The organism is Streptomyces sp. HUAS MG91 (assembly GCF_040529335.1).
In the GTDB taxonomy this organism is placed as follows: Bacteria; Actinomycetota; Actinomycetes; order Streptomycetales; family Streptomycetaceae; genus Streptomyces; species Streptomyces tabacisoli.
Window position 1 is genome coordinate 8131776 of sequence record NZ_CP159534.1, and the last position, 21713, is coordinate 8153488.

Genomic DNA, 21713 nt, shown 5'->3' on the forward strand with positions numbered 1-21713 from the left:
TCGCAGTGCGGCCCCGAAAAACCGAGTCCGGGACTGAGGAGGAGCACATGGATGCGAACGACCTGTCGATCCTCGCCGCTCTCTTGAACGATTTCGACGGTGTGCGGAACCTTCTGAGCGAGGCCGACCGCGGGGAACTGGACCGGCTGCTCGCCATCTTCGCCGACGGCCTCGACGAGCAGGGTGCCGAGGCCGTCGGCTCGGCGATCGCCCTGCATCTGATGAGCAGGCTGCCGAGCGGCGAGCAGCAGAGGCTGCGGCTGCACGCTCCCACGGCCGAGCCGGATCGCAGCGTGCTGCAGGCGCTGGCGTTCACCTACGGCTACCGGAGGCCGGACACCGGGCCGCCGGTGGAGGAACCGCCTGAGTCGTCCGCCGGGGACAGCCCGTGGGAGCGGATCAGGAACCGGCTGCTGTCCGAGGCGTCGCTCTCCGAGGAGCAGGTGGAACTGCTCCTCGGACAGGACCCGTGGCACAGGCACCTGATCCGGCTCACCGATGCCTCGGGTGAAGTACGGCTGCCGAACTTCCAGTTCGGCCCGGACGGGACGCCGCTGCCCGTGGTGCTCTCGATCAACGAGGAGCTGCGGGCGGACGTGGACCCGTGGGGCGTCGCGGACTGGTGGCTCGGCCGCAACCACTGGCTGGACACCCCGCCGGCGCGTGCGCTGGGCCGGGTACCGGACGACGAACTGATCGCCGTGGCACGAACGGTGGGCGAGGGGTACTGATGGGACGAGGTCAAGGTCTGCCGGAGAAGACCCACCGGACACCGGAGTCGCTGGTGCTGCCGCGGGGCACCCGGCTCTTCAGGGTCCACCGGCGCACGTACTCGCCCGCGCAGTTCAACCCGACCCTGTGCGACCCGCACTTCGGCGGTTCGCGCTTCGACGGCACCGAGAACGACCCGTACGGCTATCTCTACGCGGCACCGCGCGTGGAGACGGCGCTGGCCGAGACCATCCTGCGCGACCTGCCGTTCGACGACGAGGGCAATCCGCGGGTGCTGCCGTACAGGGCCCTGGTGGGCCGCTGCGTGACGGAGCTCGAACTCCGCACGGAGGTACGGCTGGTGTCGCTGATGGACGAACCCGCGCGGGTCGCCGTGCGGCAGGACGCCTGGCTGGTGCACGCTGAGGCGCCGGAGTACCCGTTCACCCGCCGCTGGGGCCACTGGATCCGGTCGCAGGCCACGTGGGCGCAGGGCCTGGCCTGGCCGTCCAAGCGGGACGGGCCGTACCCCGCGATCGTCCTGTTCGCCGACCGGCTGGGCCAGCCCGGTCCGGCACGGACCCCGTGCGGGGCGGACGGCGAGGCGCCGCCGGAACGTCTGCCGCAGCGGGCCGAGGTGCTGCGACGGCTGCCGAAGCCGTCGATCGACCTCGACGACGAGGCGGGCGTGCACTGGCTGGAACAGACGCTGTACCGCTACGACGTCCACGTGGGCGCGCCGCCCGGGGTCCTCGGCGGGCCGTGACCGGTCGAGAACCGGGTGCGAGCCGGTCGCACTTCGGGCACAAGGCGTTTCCGGGTTTCTGAGGCCCTTCACCGATGGCATCATCAGATGCGACGGACCCGGAATGGACGGAGGGATTCCACCGCCGCCCCACTGGGTTATGCATTCGCCTCACGCGTACGTGCCTTTGGCCTTTCAGCCCTCCTTTTCTCGCGCGCCTGCGATGCGATGAATTCGCAAGCGCTTTCCCGGGAATGGCGGAAGGCGAATGATGGGTCAGTGTGCGCCGGGCGCCGCCGCGATCCGCTCCAGGACCGCGTCGAGTTCGGCGCGGGACCACCACGCGCCGTCCCGCATCACGCCCGCGATCGTGTGGAGGGCGGTGTGGTCGAGGAGGGGATCCTCGTCCAGTAGCACCAGGTCGGCGGGGAGCCCGGGAGCCACACGGCCGAAGGCGCCCTCCTCGCCGAGGAAGCGGGCCGCCCCGCTCGTCGCCGTCCGGAGGATGGTCAGCGGGTCCAGGCCCGCCTCGGCGAGCAGGTCGAACTCGTCGTGCAGGGCGAAGCCGGGGATGACACCGGCCGCCCCGCACGCGTCGGACCCGGCCACCATCGGGACGCCCGCGTCGGCGAAGGTCTTCGTCATCCGCAGCTGCGCCGTCCAGTGCCCGCGCAGGGCGCGGCGCGTCGTGTCGGGCAGCGTCGCGAACTTCTTCGCCGACCTGTCCCAGGTCCGCAGGTCGCCGGGGTGCATGTAGCGGCGCCGGGGGTCCGCGGTGTGCTCGGGCGCGTCGCCGAACTGCTGGGTGTGGACGCGGATCAGCGTCGGGCACTGCCACGTGCCGTGCTCGACGAACAGAGCGGCGAGCTCCTCGGCCTTGTCCTGGTCGTACGTGCCGTCGGCCAACTCGTAGGCCTGCGCTTCCTGTTCGGAGGTGCGGGTCGCCGGGTTCGTGACGACACCCCGGATCAGCCTCCTGACGAGCCTCTCGGTGCCGGGGAGGCGGACCTTGGGCAGCGGAGGCATCCGGCCTGCGGTGTGCGCGGCCCGTACGTCGGCCTCGCGCGTGGACGCGGCGGCGAACACGGTGACGCCCGGGCCGAGGTGCTCGATCGACCACGTGCCGCCGCGGGCGGCGTCGCGAGGATCGAGGTCGGGCGGCAGGTGCCCGCCGAACCGGATGCCGAGCCGGTTCGCCTCGCCGAGAGCGGCCATGAACGTCCGGGCGGTCGTCATGGCGGCCTTCACGAAGTCGGCGCCGTCCCGGTGCTGTTCGCGTACGGTGCGTACGGCGTCCTCGACGCGGCTCGCGTTCAGCGGGGTCAGCAGGTCGCCCGCGGTCGCCATGAGCGCGGGCGCACCCGTCGGCCGCGGCAGCCGGTCCTCGCGACGGGCCGTCAGCAGGTCCCTGCTGCCCGACATCTGGCGGAAGCCGACGACACCGTTCGCCAGCATGAGCGCGTAGGTGCCGTCCACGTCGTCGGGGGTGTTCAGGGCGTGCATGTGCATGTCCATGAAGCCCGGCACCAGGAACCGGCCGCGGCCCTCGATCACCTGCGCCCCGGCCCCGGCATCCGTCGCCGACGCGACCGAGACGATCCTGCCCGCGTCGACCACCACGTCCGCCCCGGACATCGCGCTTCCCTCGACCGGGTCGACGACGATGACGTTCCTGATCACCGTACGGCCGTGCACCGCCGACGGCTCGACGTACCTGCTCACGTGCCTCTCCCTGCCCTGCTCGTCGTTGCTGGTCGTCATGGGTACGGCCCGGCCGGGCCGGTACGGTCACGTCGCGACGGGCGCGGACTCGGCCGCGAAGAGCCGCCGTGCGTTGCGGGTGGTCAGGTCCCGCCAGGTGTCGGTGCCGGACGGCTGGGCCGCGGCATCCACCGACGCGACCTGCTCCAGCGCGGCGGACGAGGGCGTCCAGCAGTAGTCGCTGCCGTAGAGGAGACGGTCGGTGCCGAACGCCGCGTCGAGGGCCGGGATCTGACGCGGGAACGGGGTACCGGCCATGTCGTACCAGAGGGCGCCGAGTTGCTCCCGCGCCGTCGGCCCGTCCGCGGGGCCGCCGCCGAAGTGCGTACGGAAGAGTTCCATCCGGTCGGCGAGCAGGGGCAGGGCGCCGCCGCCGTGGGTGAGGATCCAGCGGATGTCCGGGGTGCGGGCCAGGACGCCGTTGAACAGCAGGTCGCCGGCCGCGCGGGCGGTGTCGAAGAGGAACTCCAGCATCGGGCGGGGGCGGCCGAGCGCCAGCTCGTCGGCGTGCCGCGGCGACGTCGGGTGGACGAAGACGAGGACGCCGCGGCGGTTCAGCTCCTGCCAGAGCGGCTCCAGGCGCGAGTCGCCCGGGTACATGCCGTGGTGATTGGTCTCCACGGCGACACCGTCGGCGCCCAGCACGTCCAGCGCGTACGAGGCCTCAGCCAGCGCCCCCTCGACATCGGGCAGCGGCAGCGACGCGAACAGCCCGAACCGGTCCGGGTGCTCGTCGCGGACCTGGGCGCCGAACTCGTTCACCTCACGGGCCAGGGCACGGGCCGCGGTGTCGTCCCCGAAGTGCACGCCGGGCGAGGAGACCGACAGGTACGACTTGGTGATGCCGCCTCGGTCCATCAGGTCGAGGTGCTGCTCCGGGCTCCACTCGGGCCACCCCGGCATCCCGTCCGGATGCTCGATGCCCGCAGCCCGCGCCTCGGCGACATAGCGGTCCGTGACGAAGTGCGCGTGGACGTCCACGAGGCCGGTGGGGCCGGAAGCACCGGATGAGGTGGGGGATTCGGTCCGTCCGGACGGGGTCATGGTGCGCTCCTCGATCAGTGTCCACATGCTCGTACTCTGCGAATCTAGGAGTGACGACCACTGATCCGCATGGGCTGTGCCGATGAATGAAACACCGGAAGGGACGGCGGAAGAGCCGTTCGAAGACAGGGGCACCACGGACGGCCCGCGCCGCCGCGGGGGCAGACCCGCCGTGGGTCAGCCGGTCATCGACCGGGCGTTCGCCCTCCTGGGCGCCTTCGACAGTGACCATCGCGCGCTGCCCCTGGCCGGACTCGCCCGGCGCAGCGGCATCCCCCGCTCCACGGCCCTGCGCCTGGCACGCGCCCTGGTGCAGGTGGGAGCGCTGGAACGGCTGGACGACGGGCGATTCGTCGTGGGGCTGCGCCTCCTGGAGACCGCCTCCCTGGCGCCGCGCGGCCATGGGCTGCGCGCCGTCGCCATGCCGTACATGGAGGACCTCTTCCACGTCACCCGTCAGCACGTGCTCCTCGCGGTGCGCGACCACGAGGAGGCCCTGCTCGTCGAGCGGCTGTCGGCCCTCGACGCGGGACCCGTGAGCTACCGCGTGGGCGGACGCCTGCCGCTGACGGGCACCGGTGTCGGCCTGGTCCTGCTCGCCTTCGCCCCGATCGGCGTCCAGGAGCACCTGATCGACTCCTACGGGCCCGCCGGAGGGCACGACGACATCCGTACGCCGGACGACCTGCGGCGCCTGCTCGCCGAGGCGCGCCGCGGTGACTACGTGCACGGTCGGCAGAGCCGGCCGTGGCCGGTGAGCACCGTGGCCGCGCCGGTGCGCGACGGCCCGGACGTGGTGGCCGCGCTGTCGGTGGTGGCCCCCAGCAGCGGGTTCGGCGACGCGGGGTACGGGCCTGCGGTACGGGCGACGGCCCGCGCGATCTCCCGCGCGCTGAGCGGCGACGGACGGCCGTCGGCGAGCGGCCGGTGAGAGCGGGTCCCGTACGGCGCGGCCGCCCACCGGCTCGTCGGTCCGGGCGTCGGTGGCGACGGAGGTGGCGGGACGCGGATGGTCCCGACGGTCCTGTCGTCACCGGGCGCGGACGGGGCGGCCCGCCCGCTTGTACGTGCGCATCAGAAGGGCCGTCTGCACCTCCCGCACACCGTCGAGTCCCGAGAACGTCCGGGCGTGGAACGCGTCCATGTCCGCCGTCGTGGCGTGACTGCTGTAACCGAGGACGTTGTCGCTCCCCGTGGTGACGACGAGGTGCCGGATCGAAGGCTCGTGGGCGAGGCGGCGCAGCACGGTGTCGAGATGGGCGTGTTCGACGCGGAGCCGGAAGCGCGCCTCCACCGGGTGACCGAGGACGCCCGGCTCCGCGAACAGGCGCAGCTGGAACACGTGCGACGCCATGAGCCGGTTGAGCCGGCGCCGCACGGTGGACTCGCCGAGGTTCAGCCGGAGCGCCAGGTTGGTCATCGGCATCCGGGCGTCCTCGGCCAGCAGGTCCACCAGCTCCCGGTCGATATCGTCCACGGGGAGCGGGGGCGGCGGCCGTAGCCCGTCCATCGCCAGCCGGCGCATGTACGTCGGCTCCGTCGCGTACGGCGTCCAGTCGACCGCGGTGAGCAGTAGCCGCAGCACCAGCGCGGAGTGGATGTCGAGCACGCCCGGCATGCCGCCGATCGTCCGGTCGATCAGATCGATCAGCTCGGCCCCGTCGGCGACCTCCATCTCCGCGAGGACCACCAGATCGCCCGTGGCCACCTCGACCGAGCGGGCGTCCGCCCGGACGGCGATGGCGCGGGCCACTTCCTCCAGCCGCCCGGGAGCGCAGCGCACGGCAAGTTCGACGACCAGACCCTCGGCGAGGTGCTCGCCGACCAGCGCGGCGATGAACCGCACCCGCCCTGTCCTGAGCATCCGTTCGAGCCGCCGGGCCACCGTCCGCTCGTGCAGGCCCACCCGCTCGCCGGCGTCGGCGAACGAGGCGCGGGGGCGCTGGGAGAGGTACTGGAGGATCGCCAGATCCGGGCCGTCGAAGGACGACGGTCCGGAGGGATCGTTTTCCGCCATCACTGCCTCTCTCCTGCCCGAAAGCGCCAGTAAAGACGTCAGGATGCCTGGTTCAGGCTTTCTCCGGGGCGGATCTTGCCGGGATCCGAGGGTGACCCGCAGATTACCGGACAGCATCCACCAGCCGACCTTCGGCCGTCAGCAGAGGTACCGCCCATGCCTGAGGCAGTCACGAGACCGTCGCCCAGCACCACCCCGCGGAACCGCCCGGTGCCCGTGTCCACCACGGCGCTCGTGGTCTCGATCGTGCTCGTCGAGCTCTCCAGCGGTATCACCCAGGGATTCCTGGCGCCGGTGCTGCGCAGCCTGACCGACGTCCTGCACGTCACCGCGGCGGATCTGAACTGGATCAGCATCGCCAACCTGATGGCGTCCGTCGCCTTCACCCCGCTGCTCTCCCGGCTCGGCGACCTGCACGGACACCGCCGCGTCCTGCGATGGAACATCGCCGTCGTCCTCGCGGGATCCGTCGTCGTCGGCCTCGCGGGCTCGTTTCAGACTTTGCTCGTCGGCCAGATCCTCCAAGGAGCTTTCGCGGGCTTCTTCCCGCTGCTGGTCGGGATCCTGCGCAACCGCAGTGATGCCGAGCGGAGCAGGAACGCCATCGGCACGATGGTGGCCGCGCTCGTGGGCGGCATCTGCGTCGGCGGCGTCGCCAGCGGCCTGGTCGCGCACTACGTCGACACTCCGACGGCGGCGCTGTGGGTGCCGACGGCGGCCGTCGGTGTGGCGTTCCTGGTCACCTGGCCCCTCCTGCCCGAGACGACGGAGCGTCCGGGCGGCCGCCTCGACGTCCGCGGCGGCGTGCTGTTGTGCGTCGGCCTCGTCGCGATCATGCTCGGACTCGGACAGGGCGGCATGCCGGGCTGGGCGTGGACCTCGCCGCGGACCCTCGCCTGTCTGGCCGGCGGCGCTTTCGTCACCGCCGTGTGGGCCCTGGTGGAACTGCGCTCGCCGGACCCGATGATCGACGTCCGGCTGTTCCGCCGCCGCAACGTGTCCGTCGTCGCGGTGGTCACCACGACCTTCTCGTTCTGCATGATCGGCCTCCAGGTGGCCGGCGCCGTCTTCATGGGCACGCCGAAGGAGAGCGTCGGCTACGGGCTCGGCCTGTCACCGCTGCAGATCGCCTTCGCGATGATCCCGTCGATGGCCGCGACCGGGCTCGCCGCACTGGTCGCCCCCAAGCTGGCCGGGCGCATCGGTGACCGGGCCACCCTCGTCACCGGATCCCTCCTGATGGCGGCGGGCTACCTGCTCACCCTGGTCCTCCACGGCTCCGTCGCCCCGTACCTGGTCTGCCAGGCCGTGGCGGGTCTCGGAGCCGGTGTGCTCCAGCAGTCCACCCGCACGCTCGCCGTCGAGTCGGTCCCGAAGGAGCAGACCGCCGTCGGCTCCGGCATCAACGAACTGCTCATCAACGTCGGCGGCTCGCTGGGCGCCGCGTGCGTGCTCGCCGTCACCGCCGCGAGCACGCCGGCCGGCTCCGTCCTGCCGCGGTACGCCGCCTACGCCACCTGCTGGAGCGTGTGCGCCGCGACGGCCCTCGCGGGTGCGGCGGTCGCCCTCTTCTACCGCACCACCGCCCGCCCGGCATGACGCACGGCACCCGCCCCGTATGACGCCCGGCGCCCGCCCCGTCCGACATCCCGCGAAGAAGGAACAGAGATGAGCCAGCACGATCCCCGTGAACACGCCCGCGCCGTCGTCACCCGGCGCCAGGACGAGGTGATCGCCCTCAGCCACAGCCTCCACGCCGAACCCGAACTCGCCTACGAGGAACACAAGTCGGCCCGGAAGATCGCCGACCTGGTGGAGCGGTCCGGCTTCGACGTCCGGCGGGGCGCCTACGGTCTCGACACGGCCTTCGAAGCCGTCGCGGGCAGCGGTGATCTGGTCGTCGCCGTCACCGCCGAGTACGACGCGCTCCCCGGCATCGGCCACGCCTGCGGGCACAACGTCAACGGCGCCGCCGCCGTGACCGCCGCCCTGGCCCTGGCGCCGCTCGCCGACGACCTCGGCCTCACCGTCAAACTCCTCGGCACCCCGGCGGAGGAGTACGGCGGCGGCAAGGTCGACCTCCTCGACCGGGGAGCCTTCGACGACGTGGCCGCCGCCATGATGGTGCACGCCGCACCGGCGGACGGCGTCGGCATGACGTCCCTCGCGATCGGCAGCTGGAAGGTGAGCTACACGGGCCGCGCCGCACACGCCGCCGCCATGCCGCACCGCGGGATCAACGCGGCGGACGCCATGCTCGTCGCCCAGGTGGCGATCAGCGCGTACCGCCAGCAGATGATCCCCGGCGGTGTCGTGCACGGAGTCGTCACCGGGGGCGGCGAGGCGCCGAACGTCATCCCGGCGCACGTGAGCGCGGACTACGACTGCCGGGCCGCCACCGCCGAGGACCTGGCGGAGCTGCAGTCCAGGATCCGGGCCTGCTTCGAGGCGGGCGCGCTCGCCACCGGAGCCGAACTCGCCCTGGAGGCCGTCGGCAACGACTACGCCGACCTGCGCCAGGACCTCGCCATCACCGGCCTCTACCGCAAGGCCGTCACCGACCTCGGGCGCCGCATCCCCGACAGCCCGGACACGATGCGCGCAGGATCGACCGACATGGGCAACGTCTCGCACGTGGTCCCCACCATCCACCCGTCCATCGGCTACGACTGCGGTGACACGATCATGCACAACCCCGAGTTCACCCGGTACGGCACCAGCGCCGGCGCCGACCGTGCCGTCCTCGACGGCGGCCTGGCCATGGCCTGGACGGCCATCGCCCTGGCCACGGACGATGACCACCGCGCCGCTCTGCTGACCCGGCTCGCCGACCGCCGGAACGCCGCGCGCGTGACGCCCGCCGCCTAGGCTCTCTCGGCGCACGGGCGCGCGTTCACCTGGCGGCCGCCGACCGGATCAGTCCCGGCCGGCGGCCGCCTCGTAGTCGGTCAGGCGCTTCTGCAGCACCGGGTAGGCGGCCGCATCGGGCAGCGGCAGGCCGTCGCGGACATGGGTGGCGGCGAGGGTGGCTGCCTGGACGGCGGCGCGGTACGGCAGGGAGCCGGTGGAGACGCGGCGCACTCCGATGCGCGCGAGCTCGGGCAGCGTCAGCCCGGGGACGACCAGGACGTTCAGCGGCACCGGGATCGCCTCGGCGAGGGCGGCCAGGTCGGCGGGGTCCGTCGCGCCGGGTACGAAGACGCCGTCGGCGCCCGCCCGGACGTACCGCTGGGCGCGCTCCAGGGTCGATGTGAGGTCGGCGTCCTGGCCGAGCCAGTACGTGTCGACGCGGGCGTTGACGAACACGTCGGGACTGCGGCGCTTGACGGCCGTGATCTTCTCGGCGTGGGCGGCGGGGTCGACCAGACGCTCGCCGGTGCTGTCCTCGATGTTGATTCCGTCGGCTCCGAGAGCGGCGACGAACTCCGCGACCTGCCCGGCGTCGTCGGCGTAGCCGTCCTCGATGTCGGCACTGACGTACAAGGGCAGCTCCGCCAGGGCCCGTACGAGAGCCACGGTCGCCGCGCGGCTGGCGCGGCCACCGTCCGGGTGCCCGGCGGTGGCGGCCACCCCGAAGCTGGTGGTGCCCACGGCCGGGAAGCCGGCGTCGGCGAAGGCGAGGGCGGAGGGCACGTCCCAGGCGTTGGGCAGCAGGAACGGCACCTCGCCCGGACGGTGCAGGCCGGCGAAGCTCATGGTCGGGTCCTTCTTTCGTACGGCCCCGGAGAAGGGGTGGTCGGAGACCGAGAGTAGGACGGGCGGCGCGCGTCGAGCGTGTCGCCCCGTCGGCGGCGGCAACACCCGCACGGCGGGCACGTTGATGCGAACGCCGGATGTGCGGGGCGTGCAGGATGGGTGGGCGAAGCGGTCCCGAGGCCGCGCGCACGGCGGCGTCCGGACTTCGGCGACGGCGGAATAGGACCGTCGCCCGGAGCCTTGTGCGCGATGCTGGACCGAACCGCCTGACGACGTGACCGCAGTGGCATCCACCTCCGAAGGAGCAGATCCATGGCCCTCAGCCGTGAAGAGCGTGAGCAATTCCTCGCCGAGCCGCACATCGCGGCCCTGGCCGTTGACGCGGGCGCGGGAAGGGCGCCGCTGACCGTGCCGATCTGGTACCAGTACGCGCCCGGCGGCGACATCTGGATCCACACCGGCAAGGGCTCGCGCAAGCACGAACTCATCGCGAAGGCGGGCCGGTTCACGCTCATGGTGGACCGCCTCGAGCCGACCGTCCGTTACGTGTCCGTCGAGGGCCCGGTGATTTCCACCGTCCCGGGCACCCGCGCGCATCTGACCGAGATGACCGCGCGCTATCTGCCGCCCGAGAAGGTCGACGGCTACGTCGAGTTCGCCGAGGCGAACCACGGCGAGGCAGTCGTCATCACCGTCCGCCCGGAGCACTGGGTCTCCTCCGACCTCGGCAACGTCTGACCGTCAGCACGAGACGTACTCGCTCGTCGCCGCGGCTGCGGGACGGGGACGGCTGATCCGCTCCGTCAGACCACGGGACGTACCGGCGGCTCGATCACGACGGCGCGCTTGAGGATCTTGCCCGTGGCCCCCTTGGGCAGGGCGTCGACCAGCCGCACGATCCGCGGGTACTTGTACGCCGCCACCCGCTCCTTCACATGGGAGCGCAATGTGTCCGCCGTGGTGGTGGCGCCCGGCCGCAGGACCACCACGGCGGCGACCTCCTCGCCGTGCGTGGGGTCGGGCACGCCGACCACCGCGGCCTCCGACACGTCCGGGTGCCGGTACAGGACCTCCTCGATCTCGCGTGGATAGACGTTGTAGCCGCCGCGGATGACGACGTCCTTCGTGCGGTCGACGACGAAGTAGTAGCCGTCCTCGTCGACCCGCGCGAGATCGCCGGTGTGGAACCAGCCGTCCCGGAAGGCGAGTCGGGTGGCGTCGGGCCGGTTCCAGTACCCCTTCATGACGTTCTCGCCGCGGACGGCCAGTTCACCGACCTCGCCGGGGCCGACGTCCCGGCCGTCCTCGCCGACGAGCCGCAGCTCGACCCCGCGGACGGGATGCCCGATGGAGCCGGCCCTGCGAGGCCGGTCCGGAGGATTGAAGCAGGCCACCGGGGATGTCTCCGAGAGCCCGTAGCCCTCCAGCACGGTGACACCGAGCTCGCGTTCGGTGGAGTGCAGCAGCTCGACGGGGAGCGAGGCGCCGCCCGACACCGCGAGACGCAGGTGCGGCAGCACACCCGGGACGCCTGCCCGGAGCAGCGCGGTGTACATCGTGGGCACGCCCAGGAAGACGGTCACCGCGTCCCGGCGCAGTGTCTCCAGCGCCTGCGCCGCGTCGAAGCGCGACAGCAGCGTCAGGCAGGCCCCCGAGGCGACCGCTGCGTTGAGGGCGCAGGTCTGGCCGAACGCGTGGAACAGGGGGAGCCCGCCGAACAGGACGTCGTCAGGTCCCGCGCGCAGCAGGGTCCGCGCTGTCGTCAGCGCGTTGGTCACCAGATTGCGGTGCGTCAGCTCCGCGCCCTTCGGAGTGCCTGTCGTACCGGACGTGTAGAGGATCACCGCGGTGTCGTCACCGGCGCTCTCGACCGCCCCTTCCAACGGCGCCGTCGCACGCAGCAGCGCGTCGAACTCCTCGGGATCGGCGACCAGGCACACGGCTTCGGCCCGGTCCGCCGCCGATGCCGCCTCGGCCGCGCAGCCGGGAGCGGACACCACGATGCGGGCGCCGCAGTCCCGGAGCACGAACGCCATCTCGTCCGCCTTCAGGAGCGGATTCATCGGCACCACGACACCGCCCGCCCGCAGCGTGCCGTAGTACACGACGGGGAAGTGCACGACATTGGGCAGTGCCACCGCGACCCGGTCGCCGACGCGCAGGCCCCGGGCGCGCAACCGCGCGGCGAAGCGGGCGGTGAGGTCGTCGAGCCGGGCGTAGGTGAGGGCGGTATCGCCTTCGCGTACGGCCGTCCGGTCAGGATGTGACCGGGCGGACCGCGCCAGGAGCGTGAACAGGTCGGTCATGCGGACTCCTCGGAGTCGTCGGGGTGTGCGGAGCGGTCACGGTCGTCGGGGTGTGCGCAGTGATCACGTCGCGTGGCGCGACTCCTCCGCGGCCACCGGCCAGGGACGGCTCCTGGCCCCAGAAGCCGACCGGCAGCGGGCGCGGCCGGCGCGGGGTGAGCCACAGACGGACCAGCCGCCCTCGCGGTGGTGACGGCGGTGACGGTGATGGAGGCGCGGCGTGGGAGTGCAGCACCGCGTGGTTGTTGAGCAGGAGCAGATCGCCGGGGGAGAGGTCCACGTCGAGGCGGAACGCCGGGGAGGACGCCGTCGAGTCGATGAGGTCGAACAGCTCCCGGTCGTGCGCGGTCGGACGCGGCAGGTGGGCGAAACGTCGCGCCGACTCCAGGCGGTCGCGGTCGTAGCGCACGCTGAGCCTGTTCCCGTCGCGATGGGCGAGCCGTACCGCCTGCCAGGGGAGCCGGCCCGGCGGCTGCTCCCCGCGGCGGTCGATGAAGCGGGTGCGGCCCAGGCCGTCGAACAGGTCGGGCCTTCGGGACAGTACGGCGTTGTGCACGGCCGCCGAACTGGTCAGGGAAACAGAACGACGTGAGCCGTCCGGCCCCGGGCACAGCAGCGCGAGCACGTCGGCGGGATCGGTGTGGAACGCCCGCCGCGACCGGTCCCGGGGATCGTCGCGCAGCCGCCCGATCATGTGTCCCGAGGTGTTCTGCGACACCGGAACACCGAGGTGTTGCCCCACCATCCACAGGAGCAGGGCCGCGTCGGCCTCACTGCGCCGCTGCACGGGGAGACGCCGTAGCAGCACGAAGCCCCGGCCGTGCTCCAACTCGTCAGCCGCATAAGTCAGTTCAGCAGCCAGAAGCGGCAGCGCGGCCTCGGCCGTGGTCACCTTCAGCAGCGGGGTGGCCCGTGCGCGCACCGCGCGCAGTGCCGTGTCCAGCTCGGCGCGGTGGTCCTGCGAAAGTTCCACCGACCAGCCGGTCGGCTCCGAGCCCTGCCACACGGCCGGACCTGCGCACGGGCGGCGGGGGAGGCCCGGTGGGGGCGGGGGCGTCATGGTCTCTCCTTTCACCGAAGAGTCGGCCGACGTGCCGAGGAGCCGTCCAGGAGTCGTCTAGGAGTCGTCCGGTGGGCTTGCGGGAGGTCTCGGCGGTGGTGTCACGCTAGGTCAGAGCCCCACGCGCTGCTTGACCTGAGGGGGCAGATGACTTATCCATCTGGGACGGAGTCGGACCGAGCCCCTGGAGTGCGCCGATGAAGCCGCTGGTCCGCAACGCCGCCCTGAGCGGCTACATCGAGCTCAGCCGGTCCCTCGGCATCGACCCTCGCGCCTTGATGAAACGCGTCGGGCTCGATCCCGTCGGACTCGCCCTCCAGGACCGCTGGATCCCCGGCGCCTCCGTCACGGAGCTCCTCGAACTGTCGGCGACGGCCGCCCACCGCGAGGACTTCGGCCTGCTCCTCGCCGAGCGGCGCCGCTTCGCGAACCTCGGCCCCATCAGCCTCGTCCTGCGGGAGGAGCCCGACGTACGCAGCGCCGTCGAACTCCTCGTGCGCCACGAGCGCATGTACAACGAGCTGCTGCACGGCCGCCTCACGGAATCGGGGGGCCTCGCCACGGTCAAGGTGAGCCTCGACCCGGGCGATCCCCGTGAATCCCGGGAGCACCGCGAGCAGCACCGTGACCCCCGCGCCACACGGCAGGCCGTCGAGCTGGCCGTCGGCGCCTACCACGGCTTCCTGCGCGTGTTCCTCGGCGCCCGCTGGCAGCCGCTGTCCGTGTGCTTCACCCACAGCGCACCCCGCGACCCCGCCGGACACCGGCGGCTCCTGGGTCCCGTCGTGGAGTTCGACCGGGAATTCAACGGCATCGTCCTCTACGCCGAGGAACTGGACACCCCGAACGCCATGGCGGACCCGCTGCTGCGCGACTACGCCCGGCAGTACTTCGCGTCCATCGCGGTCGGCGACGACGCCACCGAGCTCGACCGGATCCGGGAACTGATCGAGGTCCTGCTGCCGACCGGTCGCTGCTCCGTCGAGCAGGCCGCCGGCAGCCTCGGCGTCGACCGCAGGACCGTCCACCGGCATCTGGCTGCCTCCGGCCAGACGTTCTCCTCGCTCGTCAACGACACGCGCACCCAGCTGGCCGAGCAGCTCGTGGCGAACCCGCGCCGCTCCCTCACGGAGATCTCCGGGCTCCTCGGATTCTCCGCGCCCAGCGCCTTCTCCCGCTGGTTCCGCGACCAGTTCGGCGTCAGCGCGCGCGAGTGGCGCGCACGACGGTCCGGCGACGGGCCTGTCCCGAACTGACAAGTCTCCTGTCACCTCCGGTGAAGCGCGACGCGCGACCCGCTCCTAACGTGGCCGTACCGCAGGGGGAGAAGCCGTCCGAGACGGCAACACCCCTGCGTGGGGCCCGAGTTGGGCCCGGTACGTCACCCGCCGCGTATGCGATCCAGGAGATGACCCATGCACTTCCTCGACGACTCCCTGCTGCCCGAGAACCAGCAGAAGCTGGTGATCCAGGCGGCCCCCTACGGTCCGGAGTGGCTGCCCGGCGACGCCGACGACCTGCCTCTGACCATGGACGAGCACGTCCAGGCCGCCGTCGACTGCTACAACGCCGGTGCCACCGTGCTCCACATCCACGTCCGTGAACTCGACGGCCACGGCTCCAAGCGCATGTCCATGTTCAACGAACTGCTCGGGCGGCTGCGCGAGGCCGTCCCCGACATGGTGCTGCAGATCGGCGGATCCATCTCGTTCGCCCCCGAGGACGAGGGCTCCGAGGCGAAGTGGCTCAGCTACGACACCCGTCACCTGCTGGCCGACCTCACCCCGCGCCCCGACCAGGTGACCATCGCCATCAACACCAGCCAGATGAACATCGTCGAGATCATGAGCGACGACGACCTCGCGGGCACCTCCATCGCCAAGCCCGACTACTACCAGGCGTACCGCGACATGGTCGTCGAGGCGGGCCCCGACTTCTACCTCGAACACCTCAAGAGGCTGCACGCGAACGACATCCAGCCGCACTTCCAACTCGCCACCCTGGCCCAGCTGGAGACCGTCGAGCGCCTGATCCGCGGCGGCGTGTACACCGGCCCGCTGGTCCTCAACTACGTGGCGATCGGTGGCGGGTTCGCCGGACGTCACCCCGCCGACCTGATCGAGTTCGTGCGCCGCGTCCCCGACGGAGCCGTCCTCACCATCGAGTCGTCGATGCGCGCCGTCGCCCCGATGAACGCCATCGGCATCGCGCTCGGCGTCCACGTCCGCGTCGGCAACGAGGACAACCTGTGGGGCGCCAAGGGCGAGCGCATGAGCTCCGTGCGGCAGGTCGAGCAGATGACCCGCATCGCCGACACCCTGGGCCGCGACGTCGCCAACGGCGCGGAGGCCAAGGAGATCTACCACATCGGCGAGTACTACCAGGACACCGACCAGACCCTCGCCCGGCTCGGCATGGTGCCCAACCGGCGCCCCGGACAGCGCGGCTTCATGCTCCGCGACACCGCCCGCTGACCGCCGCCGACCGAGGAGTACATCCGTGGCACACGCCATCCGCTTCCACGAGACCGGCGGCCCCGACGTCCTGCGCCGCGAACAGGTCACCGTCGGCGATCCGGGCCCCGGCGAGGTCCGCGTCCGGCACGAGGCCGTCGGCCTCAACTTCGCCGACACCTACTTCCGTACGGGCCTGTACCCGGCCCCGCTGCCCGCCGGGCTCGGCGTCGAGGCCGCCGGAGTCGTCGAGGCCGTCGGCGCCGGAGTCACCCACGTCGGTGCAGGCGACCGGGTCGCGTACACCGGCAGCCCGCTCGGCGCGTACAGCACCGAACGCGTCATGCCCGCCGACTCGTTGATCCGGCTGCCCGACGCCATCGACTCCGAGACCGCCGCCGCGATGACGATGCGCGGACTGACCGCCGCCTACCTGCTGCGCCGCATCCGCCCCCTCGAGGCGGGCGACACGATCCTGCTGCACGCCGCGGCCGGCGGCGTCGGCCTGATCGTCTGCCAGTGGGCGAAGCTGCTCGGCCTCACCGTGATCGGCACGGTCTCCACCGAGGAGAAGGCCGAACTCGCCCGCGCCCACGGCTGCGACCACACCGTCCTGTACCGCCGCGAGGATCTCGCCGCGCGAGTCGGGGAGTTGACCGACGGGCAGGGTGTGCCCCTTGTCCTCGACAGCATCGGCAAGGACACCGTGGACGCCTCCATGGCCTCGCTGCGCCGCCGCGGTCTGCTCGTGTGCTTCGGCACGTCCTCCGGTGTGCCGCCGCTCGACGCGATGCAACTCGCCGTCCACGGCTCGCTGTTCGTCACCCGGCCCGCGCTCGCCGACTACATCGCCGAGCCGGCCGAGCGGGACGCCCTCGCGGCCGAGCTGTTCGACCACGTGGCCGCGGGCCGCATCGCGATCCGCGTCAACCAGCGCTACGCCCTCGACGACGCCGTGGCGGCGCACCGCGCACTGGAAGCGGGCCGCACCACCGGATCCTCCGTCCTCATCCCCTGAAAGCCCAGAAGAGCCAGCCCCCCCAGGAGAGTGCAATGACGCAGACCTCCACCCGCAACCGGGCCCGCACCCGGATCGACGTAGAACAGCTGACCTGCACCATCGGCGCCGAGCTGCACGGCGTCCAGCTCAGCCGGGCAGCCCACGACGACGCCCTCTTCGCCGAGATCGAACAACTCCTGCTCCGGCACAAGGTGTTGTTCCTGCGCGACCAGGACATGACCCGCGCCGAGCACGTCGCGTTCGCCTCCCGCTTCGGACCGCTCGAGGACCACCCGGTGCTCGGCAGCGACCCCGACCACCCGGGCCTGGTCCGCCTCTACAAGGACCTCGACAGCAAACCCGAGCACTACGAGAACGCGCTGCACTGCGACGCGACCTGGCGCGACTGCCCGCCCATGGGCGCCGTCCTGCGCTGCGTGGAGACACCCCCGGTGGGCGGCGACACGATGTGGGTGAACATGGCCGAGGCCTACCGCCGCCTGCCCGACCACATCCGTACGCAGATCGACGGACTGCGCGCCCGGCACAGCATCGAGGCGAGCTTCGGCGCGGTCCTGCCCATGGAGCAGCGGCACCGGCTCAAGGCACGCTACCCGGACCCGGAACACCCGGTGGTGCGCACCCACCCGCAGACCGGCGAGAAGATCCTCTTCGTCAACGCCTTCACCACCCACTTCGTCAACCACCACACCCCCGAGAACGTCCGGTTCGGCCAGGACCACGCACCCGGCGCGAACCTCCTGCTCAACTACCTGATCAGCCAGGCCGCCGTCCCCGAGTACCAGGTCCGCTGGCGCTGGACCCCGAACAGCGTCGCCATCTGGGACAACCGCTCCACCCAGCACTACGCGGTCCAGGACTACTGGCCCGCCGTCCGCAAGATGGAACGCGCCGGGATCGCCGGTGACCGGCCCTGCTGAGCGCCGGCCGATGACCCGCGGCTACGCGTGGCTGGTGTTCGCCCTCAGCTTCGGGCTCCTGCTCTCCGACTACATGTCGCGGCAGGTCCTGAACGCGGTGTTCCCGCTGCTGAAGGCCGAATGGCTGCTCTCCGACGCCCAGTTGGGCACCCTGAGCGGCATCGTCGCCCTGATGGTCGGCCTGCTCACCTTCCCGCTGTCGCTGCTCGCCGACCGCTGGGGCCGGGTCAGGAGCCTGGTCCTCGCGGCGGTGGTGTGGAGCCTGGCGACCCTGGGCTGCGCCGTCGCCGCGAGCTACGGCCAGATGTTCCTGGGCCGCTTCATGGTCGGCGTCGGCGAGGCGGCGTACGGAAGCGTCGGCATCGCGGTGGTGCTGAGCGTGTTCCCGGTGACGATGCGGGCCACGCTCTCGGGCGCCTTCATCGCCGGCGGCGCCTTCGGCTCCGTCCTCGGCGTCTCGATCGGCGGCGTACTGGCCGAACTGCTGGGCTGGCGCTGGACGTTCGCCGTCATGGGCCTGCTCGGCCTGGTGCTCGCCGCGGTCTACGGCATCGTCGTGACCGAGCGGAAACTCACGCCGTCCGGCGTCGAAAGGGGCGCCGCACCGGGCACGGGGGGCCCGGTGCGGGCGCTGCTGCCGCGCCTGTTCTCCTCCCTCTCCGTGCTGTGCGCCTACGTCGGCAGCGGGCTGCAGATGTTCATCGCGATGGCGCTGCTCGCCTGGATGCCCAGCTTCCTCGACCGCTACTACGGGCTGGCCACCGGCAAGGCCGGGCTGACGGCCGGAGTCTTCGCGCTGATCACCGGGATCGGGATGGTCGGCGGCGGCATGGTGAGCGACCGCCTCGGCCGCCGCGACCCGCACCTCAAGTGGACCGTCGCCGTCGTGTGCAGCGTCGGCTCGCTCATCCTGCTCACCTTCGGATTCCAACTGCCTCCCGGTGCACCGCAGTTGATCCTCGTAGGGTTCGGCACGCTGCTGTCCAACGCCACCGCGGGACCTGCCGCCGCCATGGTGGCGAGTCTGACCCCGGCCGCCGTCGCGGCGACCGCCATGGCCACGCTCACGCTGGCCAACAGCCTGCTCGGCCTGGCCCCGGGACCCGCGGTGACGGGCCTGCTCGCCGACCGGTTCGGGCTGGACACCGCCCTCCGGGTGATCCCGCTCGCCGCACTGGTGGCGGGCCTGGCGTTCACCCTTGGCAGACGCCACTACGACAGGGCCCTCAGATCCGTCTCCTCCCGGCCCCTCAGAACAACGGAGCTCTCCACATGAACCCCCTGCCCACGCCCACGGTCGTGTTCGTGCCAGGACTGCGCGACCACGTTCCCGACCACTGGCAGACGCACCTGGCGGCGCGGCTCGACGGGGCCGTGACCGTACCGCCTCCGGAGGACGCCCGGGGCAGCCGGGACGCGCAGGTGACGGCGCTGGACACCGTGCTGGCCGCCGTCCCGGGCCCGGTGGTCCTGGTCGCGCACAGCGCCGGGGTGCACACCACCGTGCACTGGGCGGCCCGCCACCACCGCCCGGTGCACGGCGCCCTGCTCGCGACGCCCCCGGACTTCGGGACCCCGCTGCCCGACGGCCACCCGGACCCCGCGACCCTGCGCGCGAACGGCTGGCTCCCGACCCCCACCGGACCGCTGCTGTTCCCCAGCATCGTCGCGGCGAGCACCAACGACCCCCTGGCCCGCTTCGACCGCGTCGCCGCACTCGCCAGGGCCTGGGGGAGCCGCCTGGTCGACGTCGGGCCGGTCGGCCACCTCAACCCCGCGTCCGGCCACGGCGCCTGGCCCCGCGCCCTGGACCTTCTGCGGGACCTCGGCTGCCGCACGCCCGCCCGGGACCCGAAGGCGTCGGCATGAACGACACGCACACCGGCGTCACCGACTACCTGCACTGGCTGCGCCGGGAACGCGGACTGTCCTTCGCCGACTACGCCGAGCTGTGGCGGTGGAGCACCAAGGACCTCCCCGGATTCTGGTCGTCGGTGTGGGAGTACTACGGCCTGGACACCGTCAGCCGCTACGACGAGGTGCTCGCCGACCCTACGATGCCCGGCGCGCGCTGGTTCACCGGAGCACGCCTCAACTTCGCCCGGCAGTGCCTCGCCCACGCCACCGACGCGCGCCCCGCGCTCGTGGCCGTCACCGAGACCGGCGACCCCGAGGAGATCTCCTGGGGACGGCTGACCCAGGAGGTGGCGGGTGCGGCCGAGGCGCTGCGCGAGATGGGGGTGGGGCCCGGCGACTGCGTCGCCGGATACCTGCCGAACATTCCGCAAGCCGTGGTCGCTCTCCTCGCCACCGCGGCCGTCGGCGCCACCTGGACGGTCTGTTCACCCGACTTCGGCACACCCAGCGTCCTGTCCCGGCTCCGCCAGGCGCGGCCGACGGTCCTGATCGCCGCCGACGGCTACCGCCACGGAGGCAGGACGTACGACCGGCGCCCGCACATCGCCGAACTCCTGCACGGCCTGCCCACGGTCCGCCACCTCATCGCCGTCGACCGCCTGTACGTGGCCGAGGGCGAGCCGGCCTGGCCGGGGCGGCCGGACCTGACCCGTCATCGCTGGACCGACCTGGCCGACCGGAAGGCCCCGCTCACCTTCGCCGACGTCCCTTTCGACCACCCCCTGTGGATCCTGTGGTCCTCGGGCACCACCGGCGTCCCCAAGGGCATCGTGCACGGCCACGGCGGGATCGTCGTCGAACTGCTCAAGGCCCTCGGGCTCGGCGTCGGCCTGCGCGCCGCCGACCGCTACCTCTTCCACACCTCGACCAGCTGGATGGTGTGGAACTTCATGGTCGGCGGCCTGCTCCACGGAAGCACGCTCGTCCTGTACGACGGCAGCCCCACCCACCCCGACATCAACGGCCTCTGGCGCATCGCCGAACGCACCCGTGCCACGACCGTCGGCCTCGGCGCCGCCTACCTGATCGCGGCGGAGAAGGCAGACGCCCACCCGGCCGGCGAGGCGGACCTCGGGGCGCTGCGCACGCTCCTGCAGACCGGCTCCGCGATGCCCGGCACCACCTGGGACTGGGTCCACGACCGGCTGGGCCCCGGCATCGCACTCCAGTCGATCTGCGGCGGCACCGACGTCTGCTCGGTCCTGGCCGGCGGCTCCCCGCTGCTGCCGCGCCGCAGAGGCCGGCTCTCCGGTCCCGCCCTGGGCGTCGCCCTCGCCTCGTGGGACGCCGAGGGACGGCCGGTCGTCGGGGAACAGGGCGAACTGGTGGTCACGGCGCCGCTGCCGTCGATGCCGCTCCGCTTCGTCGACGACCCGGACGACACGCGCTACACCCGCAGCTACTTCGACGTCTATCCGGGAGTGTGGCGGCACGGGGACTGGGTCACCGTCGGCACCGACCTGTCCGTCACGGTGGCGGGACGCTCCGACTCCACCCTGAACCGCATGGGCGTGCGCATGGGATCGGCCGACCTCTACGCCGTCGTCGAACGGCACCCGCGGATCGCGGACAGCCTCGTCATCGGCGCCGAACTCCCGGACGGCCGCTACTACATGCCGCTGTTCGTCGTCCCCGCGGACGGCGAACGGTTCGACGACACCCTGCGCGCCGAACTCATCGGCGCGATCAGACAGCACCTCTCACCCCGCCACGTACCCGACGCTATCGTCCCCGTCGCGGCCGTACCCCACACCCTCACGGGCAAGAAGCTGGAGGTCCCCGTCAAACGTATCCTCCAGGGCGCGAACGTCACCGACGTCGCCGCCGAGGGGGCCGTGACAAGGCCCGACATGCTGAACTGGTTCGCGGACTTCGGCGCCGGACTGGACCACCCCTGAGGAAGCACACGCACGGGCCCCGGGCGCCTTCGTGCGGGCGAGGCGCCCGAACGTGTCTCAGGCAACCCCCGTGGCGGGGAGGTGCCTGGCCGCTTTCCGCCAGGCCGATGCAACCAGCGGCCTGGACGCGGTAGTTGACACTCTTCGCAGCCATCGGGGGCACA

19 protein-coding genes are annotated in these 21713 nt (G+C 72.1%); 13 read left to right on the forward strand and 6 right to left on the reverse strand.

Translation table 11 applies throughout. The features are described 5' to 3' along the window. Window positions 1-47 precede the first annotated feature (47 nt). Both ABII15_RS36840 and ABII15_RS36845 read left to right on the forward strand, forming a co-directional pair. Window positions 48-731 (forward strand): hypothetical protein, encoded by a 684-nt coding sequence (locus ABII15_RS36840; protein WP_353946639.1) that lies wholly within the window; start codon window positions 48-50, stop codon window positions 729-731. Beyond that, window positions 731-1477, forward strand: a complete 747-nt coding sequence (locus tag ABII15_RS36845; RefSeq protein ID WP_353946640.1) for an RES family NAD+ phosphorylase — start codon at window positions 731-733, stop codon at window positions 1475-1477. The genes ABII15_RS36840 and ABII15_RS36845 overlap by 1 nt, the downstream gene beginning before the upstream one ends. Before the next feature lie 255 nt (window positions 1478-1732). Here ABII15_RS36845 and ABII15_RS36850 read toward each other — a convergent pair whose 3' ends face one another. Together ABII15_RS36850 and ABII15_RS36855 are read right to left on the reverse strand one after the other, a co-directional pair. Then, window positions 1733-3178 (reverse strand): amidohydrolase family protein, encoded by a 1446-nt coding sequence (locus ABII15_RS36850; RefSeq protein WP_353946641.1) that lies wholly within the window; start codon window positions 3176-3178, stop codon window positions 1733-1735. Window positions 3179-3244: 66 nt separating this feature from the next. After that, window positions 3245-4261 carry an amidohydrolase family protein gene (locus ABII15_RS36855; RefSeq protein ID WP_353947315.1) on the reverse strand — a complete coding sequence of 339 codons (1017 nt, stop codon included), beginning with the start codon at window positions 4259-4261 and terminating at the stop codon, window positions 3245-3247. 172 nt (window positions 4262-4433) lie between these two features. On the opposite strand from ABII15_RS36855, the gene ABII15_RS36860 reads away from it, so the two are divergent. Beyond that, the gene (locus ABII15_RS36860) at window positions 4434-5192 is read left to right on the forward strand and encodes an IclR family transcriptional regulator (protein WP_353946642.1); all 759 of its coding nucleotides are present in this window, start codon (window positions 4434-4436) and stop codon (window positions 5190-5192) included. A gap of 99 nt (window positions 5193-5291) precedes the next feature. Here ABII15_RS36860 and ABII15_RS36865 read toward each other — a convergent pair whose 3' ends face one another. Beyond that, the gene (locus ABII15_RS36865; protein ID WP_353946643.1) at window positions 5292-6278 is read right to left on the reverse strand and encodes an Lrp/AsnC family transcriptional regulator; all 987 of its coding nucleotides are present in this window, start codon (window positions 6276-6278) and stop codon (window positions 5292-5294) included. A gap of 156 nt (window positions 6279-6434) precedes the next feature. Between ABII15_RS36865 and ABII15_RS36870 the strand changes: the two genes are divergently transcribed. Both ABII15_RS36870 and ABII15_RS36875 read left to right on the forward strand, forming a co-directional pair. Next, a complete protein-coding gene (locus ABII15_RS36870) occupies window positions 6435-7877 on the forward strand; it encodes an MFS transporter (RefSeq protein ID WP_353946644.1) in 1443 nt (480 codons plus the stop codon). 69 nt (window positions 7878-7946) lie between these two features. Continuing rightward, complete coding sequence (locus ABII15_RS36875; RefSeq protein WP_353946645.1) at window positions 7947-9146, forward strand: amidohydrolase; 1200 nt, start codon at window positions 7947-7949, stop codon at window positions 9144-9146. 48 nt (window positions 9147-9194) lie between these two features. Here the strand turns inward: ABII15_RS36875 and ABII15_RS36880 are convergent, their stop codons facing one another. Further along, window positions 9195-9974 carry an isocitrate lyase/phosphoenolpyruvate mutase family protein gene (locus ABII15_RS36880; protein ID WP_353946646.1) on the reverse strand — a complete coding sequence of 260 codons (780 nt, stop codon included), beginning with the start codon at window positions 9972-9974 and terminating at the stop codon, window positions 9195-9197. Window positions 9975-10286: 312 nt separating this feature from the next. Between ABII15_RS36880 and ABII15_RS36885 the strand changes: the two genes are divergently transcribed. Beyond that, window positions 10287-10712 (forward strand): pyridoxamine 5'-phosphate oxidase family protein, encoded by a 426-nt coding sequence (locus ABII15_RS36885; RefSeq protein WP_353946647.1) that lies wholly within the window; start codon window positions 10287-10289, stop codon window positions 10710-10712. Between the two features lie 65 nt (window positions 10713-10777). Here ABII15_RS36885 and ABII15_RS36890 read toward each other — a convergent pair whose 3' ends face one another. Together ABII15_RS36890 and ABII15_RS36895 are read right to left on the reverse strand one after the other, a co-directional pair. Next, on the reverse strand, window positions 10778-12280 hold the full coding sequence (locus tag ABII15_RS36890) for a long-chain fatty acid--CoA ligase (protein WP_353946648.1): 1503 nt from the start codon (window positions 12278-12280) through the stop codon (window positions 10778-10780). Next, a complete protein-coding gene (locus ABII15_RS36895; protein WP_353946649.1) occupies window positions 12231-13340 on the reverse strand; it encodes a TauD/TfdA family dioxygenase in 1110 nt (369 codons plus the stop codon). The genes ABII15_RS36890 and ABII15_RS36895 overlap by 50 nt, the downstream gene beginning before the upstream one ends. Window positions 13341-13537: 197 nt before the next feature. Between ABII15_RS36895 and ABII15_RS36900 the strand changes: the two genes are divergently transcribed. The 7 genes from ABII15_RS36900 (at window position 13538) to ABII15_RS36930 (ending at window position 21549) form a co-directional block, all read left to right on the forward strand. Then, window positions 13538-14596: an AraC family transcriptional regulator gene (locus ABII15_RS36900; RefSeq protein ID WP_353946650.1), complete on the forward strand. Its 1059-nt coding sequence runs from the start codon at window positions 13538-13540 to the stop codon at window positions 14594-14596. A 159-nt stretch (window positions 14597-14755) separates the two neighbouring features. Further along, window positions 14756-15814, forward strand: a complete 1059-nt coding sequence (locus ABII15_RS36905) for a 3-keto-5-aminohexanoate cleavage protein (RefSeq protein ID WP_353946651.1) — start codon at window positions 14756-14758, stop codon at window positions 15812-15814. Between the two features lie 25 nt (window positions 15815-15839). Next, a complete protein-coding gene (locus ABII15_RS36910; protein ID WP_353946652.1) occupies window positions 15840-16811 on the forward strand; it encodes a quinone oxidoreductase in 972 nt (323 codons plus the stop codon). Between the two features lie 35 nt (window positions 16812-16846). Continuing rightward, a complete protein-coding gene (locus ABII15_RS36915) occupies window positions 16847-17734 on the forward strand; it encodes a TauD/TfdA family dioxygenase (RefSeq protein WP_353946653.1) in 888 nt (295 codons plus the stop codon). After that, window positions 17718-19010, forward strand: coding sequence for an MFS transporter (locus tag ABII15_RS36920; protein WP_353946654.1), 1293 nt, complete (start codon window positions 17718-17720; stop codon window positions 19008-19010). The genes ABII15_RS36915 and ABII15_RS36920 overlap by 17 nt, the downstream gene beginning before the upstream one ends. Further along, a complete protein-coding gene (locus ABII15_RS36925; RefSeq protein WP_353946655.1) occupies window positions 19007-19603 on the forward strand; it encodes an alpha/beta hydrolase in 597 nt (198 codons plus the stop codon). The genes ABII15_RS36920 and ABII15_RS36925 overlap by 4 nt, the downstream gene beginning before the upstream one ends. After that, window positions 19600-21549, forward strand: coding sequence for an acetoacetate--CoA ligase (locus ABII15_RS36930; RefSeq protein WP_353946656.1), 1950 nt, complete (start codon window positions 19600-19602; stop codon window positions 21547-21549). The genes ABII15_RS36925 and ABII15_RS36930 overlap by 4 nt, the downstream gene beginning before the upstream one ends. The last annotated feature ends 164 nt before the right edge of the window (window positions 21550-21713 follow it).